The sequence below is a fragment of the Pseudomonas sp. PDM26 genome, assembly GCF_019219185.1.
In the GTDB taxonomy this organism is placed as follows: Bacteria; Pseudomonadota; Gammaproteobacteria; order Pseudomonadales; family Pseudomonadaceae; genus Aquipseudomonas.
Genome location: NZ_JAHUWC010000013.1, coordinates 192,688 through 206,687, shown reverse-complemented (window position 1 = coordinate 206,687; position 14,000 = coordinate 192,688). Strand labels below are relative to the sequence as shown.

Genomic DNA, 14,000 nt, shown 5'->3' with positions numbered 1-14,000 from the left:
CGATCTTTCACAAGCGACGAAGATCACGCGCCAGGAATGAAGTGCTTCTGCGCCGTACCCCGCGCAATCAGGCGCGAAATGTAATCGAGCTTCTGCGCATCCTGATCGACAAAGCGGAAGGTCAGTTGCAGCCAGTCGCTGTCGGGCTTCGGTTCGTGGGCCACGATGGCGTGCAGATAGCCGTTGAGGCGGGCGACTTCGGCGTTGTCCCCCTGCTCCAGGTCCAGCACGGCGCTGTCGAGGATCTGCGGCAGGGTCTCGGAGCGCTTGACCACCAGCAGGGCTTCCTTGAGGCTCAAGGCCTTGATCACACATTGCTGGATGCCATTCGGCAAACGCAGTTGACCCTGGCCACGGCCGCTGGCAGGTGCCGAAGAAGCCGCAGGCGTCTTGATCGGCGGGTTGTTGAGCAGGCCTTTGGACGGTGCAGGTGCGGCTGTTGGCGTGGCGACGGGTGCCTTGCCACCGGTCAAGGCAGCGAGGGAGTCGTTACCGAATGCCGAGCTTGTTTTGGTCGCGGCTACGTTGATCAAGGCGTCGAGTTTGCCAACCTTGTGCAGCGCCTGCTTGACCTTGGTGATCAGTTGCTCGTTGGTGAACGGCTTGCTGACGTAACCGGACACCCCGGCCTGGATCGCCTGGACAACGTTCTCCTTGTCGCCACGGCTGGTCACCATCACGAAGGGCATGGTTTTGAGGTTGTCTTGCTCACGACACCAGGTCAGCAGTTCCAGGCCGGACATTTCCGGCATCTCCCAGTCGCACAGGACCAGGTCGAATGCTTCCTTGGCCAGCATGGCCTGGGCCTTTCTGCCATTGATCGCGTCTTCGATCCGCATGCCCGGGAAATAATTGCGCAGGCACTTCTTCACCAGGTCACGAATGAACGACGCGTCGTCCACGACCAACACACTGACCTTACTCATCCACCACCCCTTTAAAAAATCCCGGCCAGCATACCGCCTTGCTGATGGCACATTGCCAAAAACCTTCAGTCACGCCGGACTTTTCGTTCGCGGGTGCTGCTTTTCGAATTCGTCAGCCGCAAACAAAAACGCCCGGCCAAAAGGCCGGGCGCTTTACTTGGGCAACCTTACTTATCGTCAGTTTTGCCCGGAACATTAGCGGTTTCGCCACTGGTTCCTTCAACTTCTTCCTTCATGCGCTTGAGACCCAGGTGCCGCACGTCAGTGCCGCGCACCAGGTAAATCACCAGCTCCGAGATATTGCGTGCGTGATCGCCGATACGCTCCAGCGAACGCAGCACCCAGATAATGCTCAGAACCCGCGAGATAGAACGCGGATCTTCCATCATGTAGGTCGCCAGCTCACGCAGTGCGGTCTTGTATTCGCGGTCGATGATCTTGTCGTACTGCGCCACCGACAACGCCAACTCGGCGTCGAAACGGGCAAAGGCGTCCAGTGCATCGCGGACCATGTTGCGCACCTGGTCACCGATGTGGCGCACCTCGACGTAACCGCGCGGCGCTTCGCCTTCTTCGCACAGCTGGATGGCGCGACGGGCGATCTTGGTCGCTTCGTCACCGATGCGCTCCAGGTCGATCACCGATTTGGAAATGCTGATGATCAGGCGCAAGTCGGACGCTGCCGGCTGACGACGGGCCAGAATGCGCAGGCATTCTTCGTCGATGTTGCGTTCCATCTGGTTGATCTGGTCGTCGATCTCGCGCACCTGCTGGGCCAGGCCGGAGTCGGCCTCGATCAGCGCGGTCACCGCGTCGTTGACCTGTTTCTCGACCAGCCCGCCCATGGCCAGGAGGTGGCTGCGCACTTCCTCCAGTTCGGCGTTGAACTGCTGGGAGATGTGGTGTGTAAGGCCTTCCTTAGAAATCATGTTGTCTGCTCCGCAAAAGCTGTGAGCTGCAAGCTACAAGCTGCAAGCTGATGTGTGTCGTACCCGAACCGCTCTGACCTGCCGCTTGAAGCGTGCGGCTTGTGGCTACTGCTAGCCGTAGCGACCGGTGATGTAGTCTTCGGTCTGCTTCTTCGCCGGATTGGTGAACAGGGTATCGGTGTCGCCGAATTCCACCAGCTTGCCCATGTACATGAACGCGGTGTAGTCAGACACCCGCGCCGCCTGTTGCATGTTGTGAGTCACGATGACGATGGTGAACTTGGATTTCAGTTCGTAGATCAGCTCTTCGACTTTCAGCGTGGAGATCGGGTCGAGTGCCGAGCAGGGTTCGTCGAGCAGCAGCACTTCCGGCTCCACGGCGATGGTGCGGGCGATCACCAGACGTTGCTGCTGGCCACCGGACAGACCCAATGCCGACTCGTGCAGACGGTCTTTGACTTCGTCCCACAACGCCGCGCCTTTCAACGCCCACTCGACGGCTTCGTCGAGGACGCGCTTCTTGTTGATGCCCTGGATGCGCAGGCCGTAAACCACATTTTCGTAGATGGTTTTCGGGAACGGGTTCGGCTTCTGGAACACCATGCCGACGCGACGACGCAGTTCGGCCACGTCTTCGCCCTTGCGGTAGATGTTGTTGCCGTACAAGTTGATCTCGCCTTCAACGCGGCAGCCGTCAACCAGGTCGTTCATGCGGTTGAAGGTACGCAGCAGCGTCGACTTGCCGCAGCCGGACGGGCCGATGAAGGCGGTCACGCGCTGTTTCGGGATGTTCATGCTGACGTCGTACAGCGCTTGTTTTTCGCCGTAGAACAGGCTCAGGCCCGGCACTTCGATAGCCACGGTTTCCTGCTCGAGGTTCAGGCTCTGTTTGTCGCGACCCAGCGCCGACATGTTGATGCCGTGGGTATGTGCTTCGTGCTGCATGGGAGGCTCCCTGTGCTAACAAATTCGGTTCGTTTTCCGCTGGCCTTGGCCTGCGGTTACACAATTCTTTCTGTAGGAGCGAGCTTGCTCGCGATGGTCGTTCAGACACAAAAAATGTGTCGGATGTACCTTCTTCGCGAGCAAGCTCGCTCCTACAGGGTTATCAGCTATCCAGCGCCTTGTACTTCTCGCGCAGGTGGTTACGGATGTACACCGCCGACAGGTTCAACGTGGCGATCACCAGCACCAGCAGCAGCGCCGTGGCATATACCAATGGCCGCGCGGCTTCGACGTTCGGGCTCTGGAAGCCGACGTCATAGATGTGGAAGCCCAGGTGCATGATCTTCTGGTCCAGGTGCAGGTACGGGTAGTTACCGTCCACCGGCAGCGACGGCGCCAGCTTCACCACACCCACCAGCATCAGCGGCGCCACTTCACCCGCGGCGCGGGCCACGGCGAGGATCATGCCGGTCATCATGGCCGGGCTGGCCATCGGCAGCACGATCTTCCACAAGGTTTCAGCCTTGGTCGCGCCGAGGGCCAACGAGCCTTCACGCACGGTGCGAGGAATCCGCGCCAGGCCTTCTTCGGTGGCCACGATCACCACCGGCACTGCCAGCAGCGCCAGGGTCAGCGAGGCCCAGAGCAGGCCCGGTGTGCCGAAAGTCGGCGCCGGCAAGGCTTCCGGGAAGAACAGACGGTCGAGCGAGCCACCCAGCACGTAGACGAAGAAGCCCAGGCCGAACACGCCGTAAACGATGGCCGGAACGCCCGCCAGGTTGTTCACCGCGATGCGGATAATCCGGGTCAGCGCGTTCTGCTTGGCGTATTCACGCAGGTACACCGCCGCCAGCACGCCGAACGGGGTCACGATCATCGCCATGATCAGGGTCATCATCACGGTGCCGAAGATCGCCGGGAAGATCCCGCCTTCGGTGTTCGCTTCACGCGGGTCGTCGCTCAGGAACTCCCAGACCTTGCTGAAGTAGAAGCCGATCTTGGTGGTCGTGCTCATGGCGTTCGGCTGATAGGCGTGCACCACTTTGCCGATACCGATTTCGATTTCCTTACCGTTCGCATCGCGGGCGGTCAGGCTGTCGCGGTTGAACTGCGCGTGCAGGTCGCTCAGGCGCGCTTCAATATCCTGATAGCGAGCATTGAGTTCGGCGCGCTCGGATTCCATGTCCGCTTGTGCGGTGGCGTCGAGCTGGCCATCCAGTTCCAGTTTGCGGCCGTGCAAGCGGATGCGCTCGAGACCGGCGTTGATCGCACCGATGTCGGTTTTTTCCAGGTTCTTGAGCTGTGCAGCCAGCTTGTTCACGCGGTCGACACGGGCCTGCAACTCAGGCCACGCGGCTTCGCCTTCAGCGATGACCTTGCCGTCCTGTTTGACGTTGACCAGGTAACCGTAGAAGTTGCCCCACTCACGACGCTCGACGGCCATCAGCTCTGGCGGTGTCGTCTGGTTGGTCAGCCACTCGCCGACGGTCCAGGTGAAGTCGTTGCCGTTCAGGTCACGGTTACCGACCTTGATCAGCTCGCGGGTCATGAACTCAGGGCCTTCGTCAGGCACTGGCAAGCCAGCGCTCTTCAGACGGGCACGTGGCACTTCTTCTTTCTGCACCACTTCGCCAATGACCAGGTGCTGGCCCTGGCCCGGCACGTCGTAGCTGGCGTGGATCAGATCCGCCGGCCAGAAGTGACCCAGGCCACGCACGGCAATCACTGCCAGCAGGCCAATGGTCATGATGACCGCGATGGACACCGCGCCACCGCTGATCCAGACGCCGGGGGCGCCGCTCTTGAACCATCCTTTCAGGGAGTTCTGTTTCACAGACTTCTACCTTTCTTAAAGCGACGAGTATTTCTTGCGCAGACGCTGACGAATCAGTTCCGCCAGGGTGTTCATGACGAAGGTGAACAACAGCAGCACCAGCGCCGAGAGGAACAGCACGCGGTAGTGGCTGCCGCCGACTTCCGATTCGGGCATTTCCACCGCAACGTTGGCCGCCAGGGTGCGCAGGCCTTCGAACAGGTTCATTTCCATGACCGGGGTGTTACCGGTGGCCATCAACACGATCATGGTTTCGCCGACTGCACGGCCCATGCCGATCATCAGCGCCGAGAAGATGCCCGGGCTGGCGGTGAGGATCACCACGCGAGTCATGGTCTGCCACGGCGTGGCACCGAGGGCCAGGGAGCCCAGGGTCAGGCCGCGAGGCACGCTGAACACGGCGTCTTCGGCGATGGAGTAGATGTTCGGGATGACCGCGAAGCCCATGGCCAAACCGACTACCAGGGCGTTGCGCTGGTCGTAGGTGATACCCAGGTCGTGGGAGATCCACATGCGCATGTCGCCGCCGAAGAACCAGTTCTCCATGAACGGACTCATGTACAGCGACAACCAGCCCACAAACAGGATCACCGGAATCAGCAGCGCACTTTCCCAGCCATCCGGGACTTTCAGGCGGATCGACTCAGGCAGGCGGCTGAAGGTGAAACCGGCGACCAGAATGCCGATCGGCAGCAGCATCAACAGGCTGAAAATGCCCGGCAAGTGCCCTTCCACATACGGTGCGAGGAACAGACCGGCGAAGAAACCGAGGATCACCGTCGGCATCGCTTCCATCAGCTCGATCACCGGCTTGACCTTGCGGCGCATGCCCGGGGCCATGAAGTACGCGGTGTAGATCGCAGCGGCAACGGCCAGTGGAGCGGCCAGCAGCATGGCGTAGAACGCGGCTTTCAGGGTACCGAAGGTCAGCGGCGACAGGCTCAGCTTGGGTTCGAAGTCAGTGTTGGCAGCGGTCGATTGCCAGACGTACTTAGGCTCGTCGTAGTTCTCGTACCAGACCTTGCTCCACAGTGCGCTCCACGATACTTCCGGGTGCGGGTTGTCGAGCAGCAGCGGGTGCAACTTGCCGCCGGCTTCCACGATCACGCGGTTGGCGCGAGGCGACAGACCGAAAACGCCTTGGCCTTCAGCGACTGGCTCCACCAGCAAGGTGCGGTGAGCAGTGCTGTGGAACACGCCGAGTTTGCCGGAAGCGTCGAGGGCAATGAAGCCCTTGCGGCGTTCTTCAGCAGTGATTTCAACGATCGGCGTGGTGCCCATCTGGAAGGTGCGGATCTGCTTCAGGCGTTGCTCGCCATCGGGGTCGCGAGCCATGAACCACTGGGCCAGGCCACCTTTGGAGTCACCGATGATCAGCGAGATACCGCCCACAAGCTGGGTGCTGGCGGTGACTTGCGCTTCACCGTCTTCAAGCAGTTTGTAGCGACCATTGAGGCTCTTGTCGCGCAAGCTGAACACATCGGCCTGGGCACGCCCGTTGATCACGTACAGCCACTGCTGACGCGGGTCGACGAAGATGTTCTTCACCGGCTCGTTCATCTGCGGCAGTTCGATGCGTTTCTGCTCGTTGGTGACTTCGCCGGTCATCATGTTCTCTTCGCTGGTCAGCGACAGAACATTGAGTTGTGAACCGGTGGCACCGACCAGCATCAGGGTCGAATCGTTAGCGTTGAGGCTGACGTGCTCCAGCGCACCGCCGGCTTCATTTACCGCAATCGGCATTTCGCCGTACGGGTACTCGACGGCCGGGGTGATGGTTTTCTTGCCTTCCGGGTAGCTGACTTTATAGGTGTGACGGAACACCAGAGCCTGACCGTTGGACAGACCCACAGCCACCAGCGGGTGACCTGGCTGGTCTTCTCCGATGGAGGTCACGGTGGTGCCGGCCGGGATCGACAAATCGACGCGCTTCAATTCAGCGCCACTGTCGATGTCGAAAAACAATGCCTGGCCCTTGTCGGAAACCCGCATCGCAACCTGATTCTGCTCTTCCAGGGAGATCATCAGCGGCTTGCCGGCGTCTTGCATCCAGGCTGGCGTGATGGCGTCCCTGGCGGTCAGGCTGGCACCCTGGAACAGGGGCGCGACGACGTAGGCAAGGAAGAAGAAGATCAAGGTGATCGCACCCAGTACAGCGAGGCCGCCAACGAGGACGTACCAGCGAGTCAGGCGATCTTTGAGCGCGCGAATGCGGCGCTTGCGTTGTAGCTCAGGCGTATTGAAGTCAATTCGCTTGGGGGGATTAGTAGTCATGTTGGAATTGGCCAGATCATTCATGCGCACACCCTAGCGATCCTGTATGACAGAAAGATGACAATGCAGTGACGCAACAAATCCGCCGCTGGCGGTAACCAGCAGTGGATAGAGAATTAGAGGTGTATGGAGGCAGCTCCTGCCGCCCCCATGTGAGTCCAGAGGGGTCACTCTAGACTCAATTTGTTACTTTTTTGCGACTTCAGCGCCGCCTTCCGCCAGACCCAGGTCAGCCAGAGCTTTGGCAGCTACTTTGGCCGGCAGTGGGATGTAACCGTCTTTCACTACAACTTCCTGACCCTGTTTCGACAGAACCAGTTTCACGAACTCGGCTTCCAGCGGGGCCAGAGGCTTGTTCGGGGCTTTGTTGACATACACGTACAGGAAGCGGGACAGCGGGTACTTGCCGTTCAGGGCGTTTTCTTCGGTGTCTTCGATGAACTCGGTGGTACCTTTCTTGGCCAGGGCCACAGTCTTCACGCTAGCGGTCTTGTAGCCGATGCCCGAATAACCGATGCCGTTCAGCGAGGAGCTGATCGACTGCACGACCGAAGCCGAACCTGGTTGCTCGTTCACGTTAGGCTTGTAGTCGCCTTTGCACAGGGCTTCTTCCTTGAAGTAGCCGTAGGTGCCGGATACCGAGTTACGACCGAACAGTTGAACCGGCTTGTTGGCCAGGTCGCCGGTCACGCCCAGGTCGCCCCAGGTTTTCACGTCGGCTTTAGCGCCGCACAGACGAGTCGATGAGAAGATCGCATCAACTTGTTCCATGGTCAGGTGCTGGATCGGGTTGTCCTTGTGTACGAATACAGCCAGGGCGTCCACGGCAACCGGGATAGCGGTTGGCTTGTAGCCGTACTTCTGCTCGAAGGCAGCCAGTTCGGTGTCCTTCATCTTGCGGCTCATCGGGCCCAGGTTGGAGGTGCCTTCAGTCAGCGCAGGTGGCGCAGTGGCGGAGCCAGCGGCCTGAATCTGGATGTTTACGTTCGGGTATTCTTTTTTGTAGTTCTCAGCCCAGAGGGTCATGAGGTTGGCCAGGGTATCGGAGCCGACGCTGGACAGGTTGCCCGACACACCAGTGGTCTTGGTGTAGCTCGGGATAGCAGGGTCAACAGCGGCAACCGCGTTGGCAGTCGCAACGCCAGCAGCGACAAAAGTCATTGCCGCCATCAAACGCTTCAGTTTCATGCCTTACTCCTAGCAGATAGGGTGTGTTATTCGGGGCCAAGTATCAGCAGGCCGTGTGAACACTCTATGGCTGAAATATGACAATTGGATGAAAGGCCATTATCCCGATCAGGAGACTGACCTTTCAGTTGTAACTGTAGATGTTGGAATTGCGCAGGCTGCGATCTTTCGGCGACAGCCGATAATTACCGACCCTTCTTCCACAACCAGGCACCCACCAATATCCCGACCCCGCACAGCACCGCCACATAATAAGCGGGCCCCATCGCACTTTCCTTGAGCAACAGGCTGACGATCATCGGCGTCAGACCACCGAAAATCGCGTAGGCGACGTTGTACGAGAATGACAACCCGCTGAAACGCACCACGGGCGGGAAGGCCTTGACCATCACATAGGGCACCGCGCCGATGGTGCCGACCAGCAGACCGGTCAGGGCATACATTGGGAACAGCCAGTCGGGATGGTCAGCCAGGCTGTGGTAGAAGGTCCAGGAGCTGGCCAGCAACGCGGTACAGCCAATCACGAAGACTCGTCCCGCACCGAAGCGATCGGCCAGTGCGCCGGCAATGATGCAGCCAAAGCTCAGGAATACGATCGCCACGCTGTTCGCCTGCAGGGACGTGGTTGGCGAGACGTGATAGACCGTCTGCAACACAGTCGGGGTCATCAGAATCAGCACCACGATGGCGGCGGACAACAACCAGGTCAGCAACATCGAAATGGCGATCGCACCACGATGGTCACGCAGCACCGCCCGCAGCGGCACCTCTTCGGCCAGGGCCTTGCGCAGTTGCAGCTCGGCGAACACCGGGGTTTCGTGCAACCAGCGACGCAGGTACACCGAGAACAAACCAAACACGCCGCCAAGCAGGAACGGAATGCGCCAGGCGTAATCCGCTACTTCCACAGGGGTATAGAGGCTGTTGATCGCCGTGGCGACCAGCGAGCCGAGCAAAATGCCGGCCGTCAGACCGCTGGTCAGGGTGCCGCAGGCGTAGCCGACATGCCGTTGCGGAACGTGCTCGGAAACGAAGACCCACGCCCCCGGCACTTCACCGCCAATGGCCGCTCCCTGGATCACCCGCATCAACAGCAACAGGATCGGTGCCCACATGCCGATCTGCGCATAAGTCGGCAGCAAACCCATGATCAAGGTCGGGACGGCCATCATGAAAATGCTCAGGGTGAACATTTTCTTGCGGCCCAGCAGGTCGCCGAAGTGCGCCATCACAATGCCGCCCAGCGGCCGCGCCAGGTAGCCGGCGGCGAAGATGCCGAAGGTCTGCATCAGGCGTAGCCACTCAGGCATGTCCGCCGGGAAGAACAGCTTGCCCACCACAGTGGCGAAGAACACGAAGATGATGAAGTCGTAGAACTCCAGCGCGCCGCCCAGGGCAGACAGCGATAGAGTCTTGTAGTCGTTGCGGGTCAGCGGGCGTGCGGGTTGGTCTGGCTGCGCGATGCTCGAGGGCGCTGTGGTCATGGCAAGGGCTTCTCTTATAGTCGGATCTGCAACCTCAACAACGCTGGCGGAGGTTTGGGCAGGTCCGGCACGATAACAAATTGATCGAAAAAGCACATAGAGGTGCGTTTTTGACGGTCAAAATGAGAACCGGATGGTCGTCGCGGAGTCTACCGACCGATATACTCGCAGTCTTGCTCCGGTTTTTTAGGGGTTGCTGTGCGAAAACGCCTGTCAGGTTCATAGGCGATTTCGCAGAGTTTCCCTTTAGGCGCCTTATGGAAAACGTGACGAACGTAGTATGTTCGGTGCTGAATCGTTTTTCCCGAAGACGGCTACCACCAGCAATACCAACGAAGAGTCACGGGTCAGAGGCACCCCCGGAATGATAGAGCTCGAACAAGAAGATCCGATCCCGCAAGGCGACCTGGCCCTGCAAATCACCGCGCTTCCTCGCGAAACCAACGGCTTCGGCGATATTTTCGGCGGCTGGCTGGTGGCGCAGATGGATTTGGCGGGCACCGCTATGGCCAGCAAGGTCGCTGGCGGACGCGTTGCCACCGTCGCGATCGACCGCATGGCCTTTCTGGTTCCGGTGGCGGTGGGCGCGCAGCTCTCCTTTTATACCCAGGCCCTGGAAATCGGTCGCAGCTCGATCAAGATGATGGTCGAGGTCTGGAGCGACGATCCGCTGTCCAGCGAGTGGCGTAAAGTAACCGAAGCGGTGTTTGTGTTCGTTGCCATCGACGGCAGCGGTCGCACCCGTTCGGTCCCGCCTCGGGCTCGCTAAACCTGGCAGCCGTTTTGCGGTCGATAGTCGTCCACGTTACTGATCGAGAGCTGTCCCATGAGCACGCCCAATGTTGAAGCCGTAAAACTGAATGAACTGAACTGCTGGCGCATCCGCCACGGTCAGGCCGAATTACTGGTGGCCCAGCAAGGCGCGCACATCCTCAGCTATCAATTGGCTGGCCAGCCGCCGCTGATCTGGCTCAACGACGAGGCCGTGTTCAAGACCGGCAAGAGCATCCGTGCCGGCGTGCCGGTGTGCTGGCCGTGGTTCGGCAACTTTGCGCGCAACCCGCAAAGCGTGCAGGCGATGCGCATCAGCAATGAAGCGCCGTCGGCTCACGGCTTCGTGCGAGCGATGGATTGGGAGCTGGGCGGCATAGAAGCCGAAGGCGAAAGCCTGAAGGTCGAATTCCTCTTGCCCTACCCCGAAGGCGGCTTTCCCGGCTGGCCGCACCAAGTGGATTTGACGCTGAGCATTCGCCTCGACGAGCAATTGCACATCCAGCTGACCAGCCACAACCGAGGCGCCGAAACCGTCAGCATCAGCCAGGCTCTGCACAGTTACTTTGCCGTCAGTGATGTGCGCGACGTGCATGTCGAAGGCCTGGATGGCCTCAACTACATCGAAACCCTGGACAACTGGAAAATCGTCCCCCAGACCGGTGATCTGCGTTTTACCGGCGAGACCGATCGCATCTACCTCGACACCCCGCCGCAGTTGAGCATCGTCGATCCTGCCTGGGAGCGACGCATCGTACTGACCAGCACCGGCTCTCGCACGACGGTGATCTGGAACCCGTGGATCGACCGCGCCGCCGCGTTCAGCGACATGGCCGACGACGGCTGGCAGCGCATGCTGTGCATCGAGACGGCGAACGTGATGGGCGATGTGGTGAACCTGGCGCCGGGTGCCAGCCATACGCTTGGCGTGAGCGTCGGTAGCCAGCCGCTCTAATCAGCGCCATAACCCCCTGTAGGAGCGAGCTTGCTCGCGAAAAACGTGAGGACAACGCGTATCCAGATAACACGCGTTATCGTTAGCCTCCATCGCGAGCAAGCTCGCTCCTACAGGGGTTTGGTGTTGCCGTTACAGATCCGACTCTTCCACCACCCGCACCTTCTGCGCATCCAGCGCATACGCCGCATCGGCCAGGTCATTGCTGACCTTCTCGACTTTCAGCGTGCCGGTGACCCACAGCGGCGTGTAGATATCGTTCAGCTTCAGGCCCTTTGGATAGCGCACCAGCACCAGCTGGTTGGGCGGCGGAGGTGGCACATGGATGCACGCGCCCGGGTACGGCACCAGGAAGAACAGCGTACTGCGGCCCTTGGCATCGGACTCCAGCGGCACCGGATAACCACCGATGCGGATGTTCTTGTCGCTCATCGACGCAACGGTCTTGGTCGAGTACATCACCGCCGGCAAGCCTTTGGCCTGCTTCATCCCACCTTTGTCGGTGAAAGTGCCATTGGCTTCAGGGGAGTTGTGGTCGATTTCAGGCATGGCCTCGAGGGCCTTCTGGTCCGACTTGGGCATCAATTCAAGCCAGTCGGTTTCCGGCAGTTCGCCGGCATGGGCAAGGCCCGAACCCAGTAAAACAAGAGTCAACAAAAGACAGCGCATGAAGGTGCTCGCCAAAGGGAAGAACAGGAAACACCGAGCATTCTAGCCCTCCCGGCTTGTGCCGCCGAGAGGACTTTGTCGCTTGGCTCAGTTCTTTTTGACCAGGCCGTAGATCACCAGCAGGATGACCGCGCCAACCAACGCACCGATAAAGCCTGCACCTTGGCCAGCCTGATAGATGCCCAGGGCTTGACCGCCGTAAGTGGCCGCCAGCGAACCGCCGATACCGAGCAGGATGGTCATGATCCAGCCCATGCTGTCATCGCCCGGTTTCAGGAACCGCGCCAGCAGGCCGACAATCAAGCCGATAAAGATGGTTCCGATGATTCCCATGGCATTTCCCTCTGATTGGTTGGTTATGTCAAAGCCTAGACAGACTTCAGCATCCTGCCATGAGAGAACGGCGGTCCCTGAATGGTTCCGCCGCTGCCACATGAAACTATTCGGCGATCAGCGCTTCGACCTTGAGGATCTGCGCGGTCAGCGTTTCGCGATCCGCACAACGCAGGTTGGCGTGACCGACCTTGCGGCCGACCTTGAAGGCCTTGCCATAGTGATGCAGATGGCAATCGGCGATAGCCAAGACCTTCTCGGTGTCCGGCACTTTGCCGATGAAGTTGAGCATCGCGCTTTCGCCGACTTTGGCCGTCGAACCCAATGGCAGACCGGCGACGGCCCGCAGATGGTTTTCGAACTGGCTGCACTCAGCGCCCTCGGTGGTCCAGTGCCCGGAGTTGTGCACGCGCGGGGCGATTTCGTTGGCCTTGAGGCCACCATCGACTTCGAAGAACTCGAACGCCATCACGCCGACGTATTCCAGCTGCTTGAGCACACGGCTGGAGTAGTCTTCGGCCAAGGCTTGCAGCGGGTGATCGGTGCTGGCCACGGACAACTTGAGGATGCCGCTTTCGTGGGTGTTGTGTACCAGCGGATAGAAGCGGGTTTCACCATCGCGGGCGCGCACGGCGATCAGCGAGACTTCACCGGTGAACGGCACGAAACCTTCCAACAGGCAGCCCACGCTGCCCAGTTCGGCGAAGGTGCCAACCACATCTTCTGGCGTGCGCAGGACTTTCTGACCCTTGCCGTCATAACCCAGAGTACGGGTCTTCAGCACCGCCGGCAGACCGATGGAAGCCACGGCAGCGTCCAGATCAGCCTGGGACTGAATGTCGGCGAACGCCGGGGTAGGAATCTCCAGGTCCTTGAACATGCTCTTCTCGAACCAGCGATCGCGGGCGATGCGCAGCGCTTCCGCGCTCGGATAGACCGGGACGAATTGCGACAGGAAAGCCACGGTCTCGGCCGGAACGCTTTCGAACTCGAAGGTCACCAGATCGACTTCATCGGCCAGCTGACGCAGGTGATCCTGATCGCCGTAATCGGCCCGCAGGTGTTCGCCCAACGCGGCTGCACAAGCATCCGGCGCCGGGTCCAGGAAAGCGAAGTTCATGCCCAGCGGAGTGCCCGCCAGCGCCAACATGCGACCCAACTGGCCGCCACCGATTACACCGATCTTCATCGTCAACAACCTCAGGCGATGCGTGGGTCTGGATTTTCCAGGACGCTGTCTGTCTGCTCAGCACGGAAGGTTTTCAGCACCGCGTGGAACTGCGGGTGCTTGGCGCCCAGGATACTCGCCGACAACAGCGCCGCGTTGATCGCGCCCGCCTTGCCGATGGCCAGAGTGGCAACCGGAATGCCTGCTGGCATCTGCACAATGGAGAGCAGCGAATCAACGCCCGAAAGCATGGCGGACTGCACGGGTACGCCCAGCACCGGCAAGTGGGTCTTGGCCGCACACATGCCTGGCAAGTGAGCCGCGCCACCGGCACCGGCGATGATCACCTCGATGCCCCGTGCTTCGGCCTCTTCGGCGTACTGAAACAGCAGGTCCGGGGTGCGGTGGGCAGAAACCACTTTCACCTCGTAGGGGATGCCGAGCTTTTCCAGCATATCGGCGGTGTGGCTAAGGGTGGACCAATCGGACTTGGAGCCCATGATCACGCCAACCAGTGCACTCAT

The 14,000-nt window shown here is 60.1% G+C and carries 13 protein-coding genes; 2 read left to right on the top strand and 11 right to left on the bottom strand.

Annotation, left to right across the window (positions count from 1 at the left end; all coding sequences use genetic code 11):
• Positions 1 to 23 precede the first annotated feature (23 nt).
• From KW849_RS24080 to KW849_RS24050, 7 genes are all read right to left on the bottom strand, one after another.
• Positions 24 to 926 (bottom strand): response regulator, encoded by a 903-nt coding sequence (locus tag KW849_RS24080; protein ID WP_218431555.1) that lies wholly within the window; start codon positions 924 to 926, stop codon positions 24 to 26.
• A gap of 167 nt (positions 927 to 1,093) precedes the next feature.
• Positions 1,094 to 1,855 carry a phosphate signaling complex protein PhoU gene (gene phoU, locus KW849_RS24075; protein WP_007992846.1) on the bottom strand — a complete coding sequence of 254 codons (762 nt, stop codon included), beginning with the start codon at positions 1,853 to 1,855 and terminating at the stop codon, positions 1,094 to 1,096.
• A 111-nt stretch (positions 1,856 to 1,966) separates the two neighbouring features.
• Positions 1,967 to 2,800: a phosphate ABC transporter ATP-binding protein PstB gene (gene pstB, locus KW849_RS24070; RefSeq protein ID WP_007971742.1), complete on the bottom strand. Its 834-nt coding sequence runs from the start codon at positions 2,798 to 2,800 to the stop codon at positions 1,967 to 1,969.
• A gap of 163 nt (positions 2,801 to 2,963) precedes the next feature.
• Entirely contained in the window at positions 2,964 to 4,634 is a 1,671-nt protein-coding gene (gene pstA, locus KW849_RS24065) for a phosphate ABC transporter permease PstA (RefSeq protein WP_218431554.1), read from the bottom strand.
• Between the two features lie 15 nt (positions 4,635 to 4,649).
• Positions 4,650 to 6,683, bottom strand: coding sequence for an ABC transporter permease subunit (locus KW849_RS24060; RefSeq protein WP_218431572.1), 2,034 nt, complete (start codon positions 6,681 to 6,683; stop codon positions 4,650 to 4,652).
• Positions 6,684 to 7,094: 411 nt separating this feature from the next.
• The gene (locus KW849_RS24055) at positions 7,095 to 8,096 is read right to left on the bottom strand and encodes a phosphate ABC transporter substrate-binding protein PstS (RefSeq protein ID WP_108218861.1); all 1,002 of its coding nucleotides are present in this window, start codon (positions 8,094 to 8,096) and stop codon (positions 7,095 to 7,097) included.
• A gap of 185 nt (positions 8,097 to 8,281) precedes the next feature.
• Positions 8,282 to 9,580, bottom strand: coding sequence for an MFS transporter (locus KW849_RS24050; RefSeq protein ID WP_218431553.1), 1,299 nt, complete (start codon positions 9,578 to 9,580; stop codon positions 8,282 to 8,284).
• 364 nt (positions 9,581 to 9,944) lie between these two features.
• Between KW849_RS24050 and KW849_RS24045 the strand changes: the two genes are divergently transcribed.
• Together KW849_RS24045 and KW849_RS24040 are read left to right on the top strand one after the other, a co-directional pair.
• A complete protein-coding gene (locus KW849_RS24045) occupies positions 9,945 to 10,349 on the top strand; it encodes an acyl-CoA thioesterase (protein ID WP_007942704.1) in 405 nt (134 codons plus the stop codon).
• Positions 10,350 to 10,406: 57 nt separating this feature from the next.
• Positions 10,407 to 11,306: a D-hexose-6-phosphate mutarotase gene (locus KW849_RS24040; RefSeq protein ID WP_218431552.1), complete on the top strand. Its 900-nt coding sequence runs from the start codon at positions 10,407 to 10,409 to the stop codon at positions 11,304 to 11,306.
• Positions 11,307 to 11,438: 132 nt separating this feature from the next.
• On the opposite strand, the gene KW849_RS24035 is transcribed toward KW849_RS24040, so the two are convergent.
• From KW849_RS24035 to purE, 4 genes are all read right to left on the bottom strand, one after another.
• Entirely contained in the window at positions 11,439 to 11,975 is a 537-nt protein-coding gene (locus KW849_RS24035) for a DUF3299 domain-containing protein (protein WP_218431551.1), read from the bottom strand.
• 87 nt (positions 11,976 to 12,062) lie between these two features.
• Positions 12,063 to 12,308 (bottom strand): GlsB/YeaQ/YmgE family stress response membrane protein, encoded by a 246-nt coding sequence (locus tag KW849_RS24030; protein WP_008018299.1) that lies wholly within the window; start codon positions 12,306 to 12,308, stop codon positions 12,063 to 12,065.
• Positions 12,309 to 12,414: 106 nt separating this feature from the next.
• Complete coding sequence (locus KW849_RS24025; RefSeq protein WP_218431550.1) at positions 12,415 to 13,497, bottom strand: 5-(carboxyamino)imidazole ribonucleotide synthase; 1,083 nt, start codon at positions 13,495 to 13,497, stop codon at positions 12,415 to 12,417.
• An 11-nt stretch (positions 13,498 to 13,508) separates the two neighbouring features.
• Positions 13,509 to 14,000: a 5-(carboxyamino)imidazole ribonucleotide mutase gene (gene purE, locus KW849_RS24020; protein WP_007971731.1), complete on the bottom strand. Its 492-nt coding sequence runs from the start codon at positions 13,998 to 14,000 to the stop codon at positions 13,509 to 13,511.

Excerpts from the sequence above, each read along its gene's own strand:
- phoU (WP_007992846.1), bottom strand. The coding sequence starts at position 1,855 with ATGATTTCTAAGGAAGGCCTTACACACCACATCTCCCAGCAGTTCAAC.
- KW849_RS24025 (WP_218431550.1), bottom strand. The coding sequence starts at position 13,497 with ATGAAGATCGGTGTAATCGGTGGCGGCCAGTTGGGTCGCATGTTGGCG.
- KW849_RS24055 (WP_108218861.1), bottom strand. The coding sequence starts at position 8,096 with ATGAAACTGAAGCGTTTGATGGCGGCAATGACTTTTGTCGCTGCTGGC.
- KW849_RS24060 (WP_218431572.1), bottom strand. The coding sequence starts at position 6,683 with ATGCAAGACGCCGGCAAGCCGCTGATGATCTCCCTGGAAGAGCAGAAT.
- KW849_RS24035 (WP_218431551.1), bottom strand. The coding sequence starts at position 11,975 with ATGCGCTGTCTTTTGTTGACTCTTGTTTTACTGGGTTCGGGCCTTGCC.
- KW849_RS24045 (WP_007942704.1), top strand. The coding sequence starts at position 9,945 with ATGATAGAGCTCGAACAAGAAGATCCGATCCCGCAAGGCGACCTGGCC.
- KW849_RS24030 (WP_008018299.1), bottom strand. The coding sequence starts at position 12,308 with ATGGGAATCATCGGAACCATCTTTATCGGCTTGATTGTCGGCCTGCTG.
- purE (WP_007971731.1), bottom strand. The coding sequence starts at position 14,000 with ATGAGTGCACTGGTTGGCGTGATCATGGGCTCCAAGTCCGATTGGTCC.
- KW849_RS24050 (WP_218431553.1), bottom strand. The coding sequence starts at position 9,580 with ATGACCACAGCGCCCTCGAGCATCGCGCAGCCAGACCAACCCGCACGC.
- pstB (WP_007971742.1), bottom strand. The coding sequence starts at position 2,800 with ATGCAGCACGAAGCACATACCCACGGCATCAACATGTCGGCGCTGGGT.
- KW849_RS24080 (WP_218431555.1), bottom strand. The coding sequence starts at position 926 with ATGAGTAAGGTCAGTGTGTTGGTCGTGGACGACGCGTCGTTCATTCGT.
- KW849_RS24040 (WP_218431552.1), top strand. The coding sequence starts at position 10,407 with ATGAGCACGCCCAATGTTGAAGCCGTAAAACTGAATGAACTGAACTGC.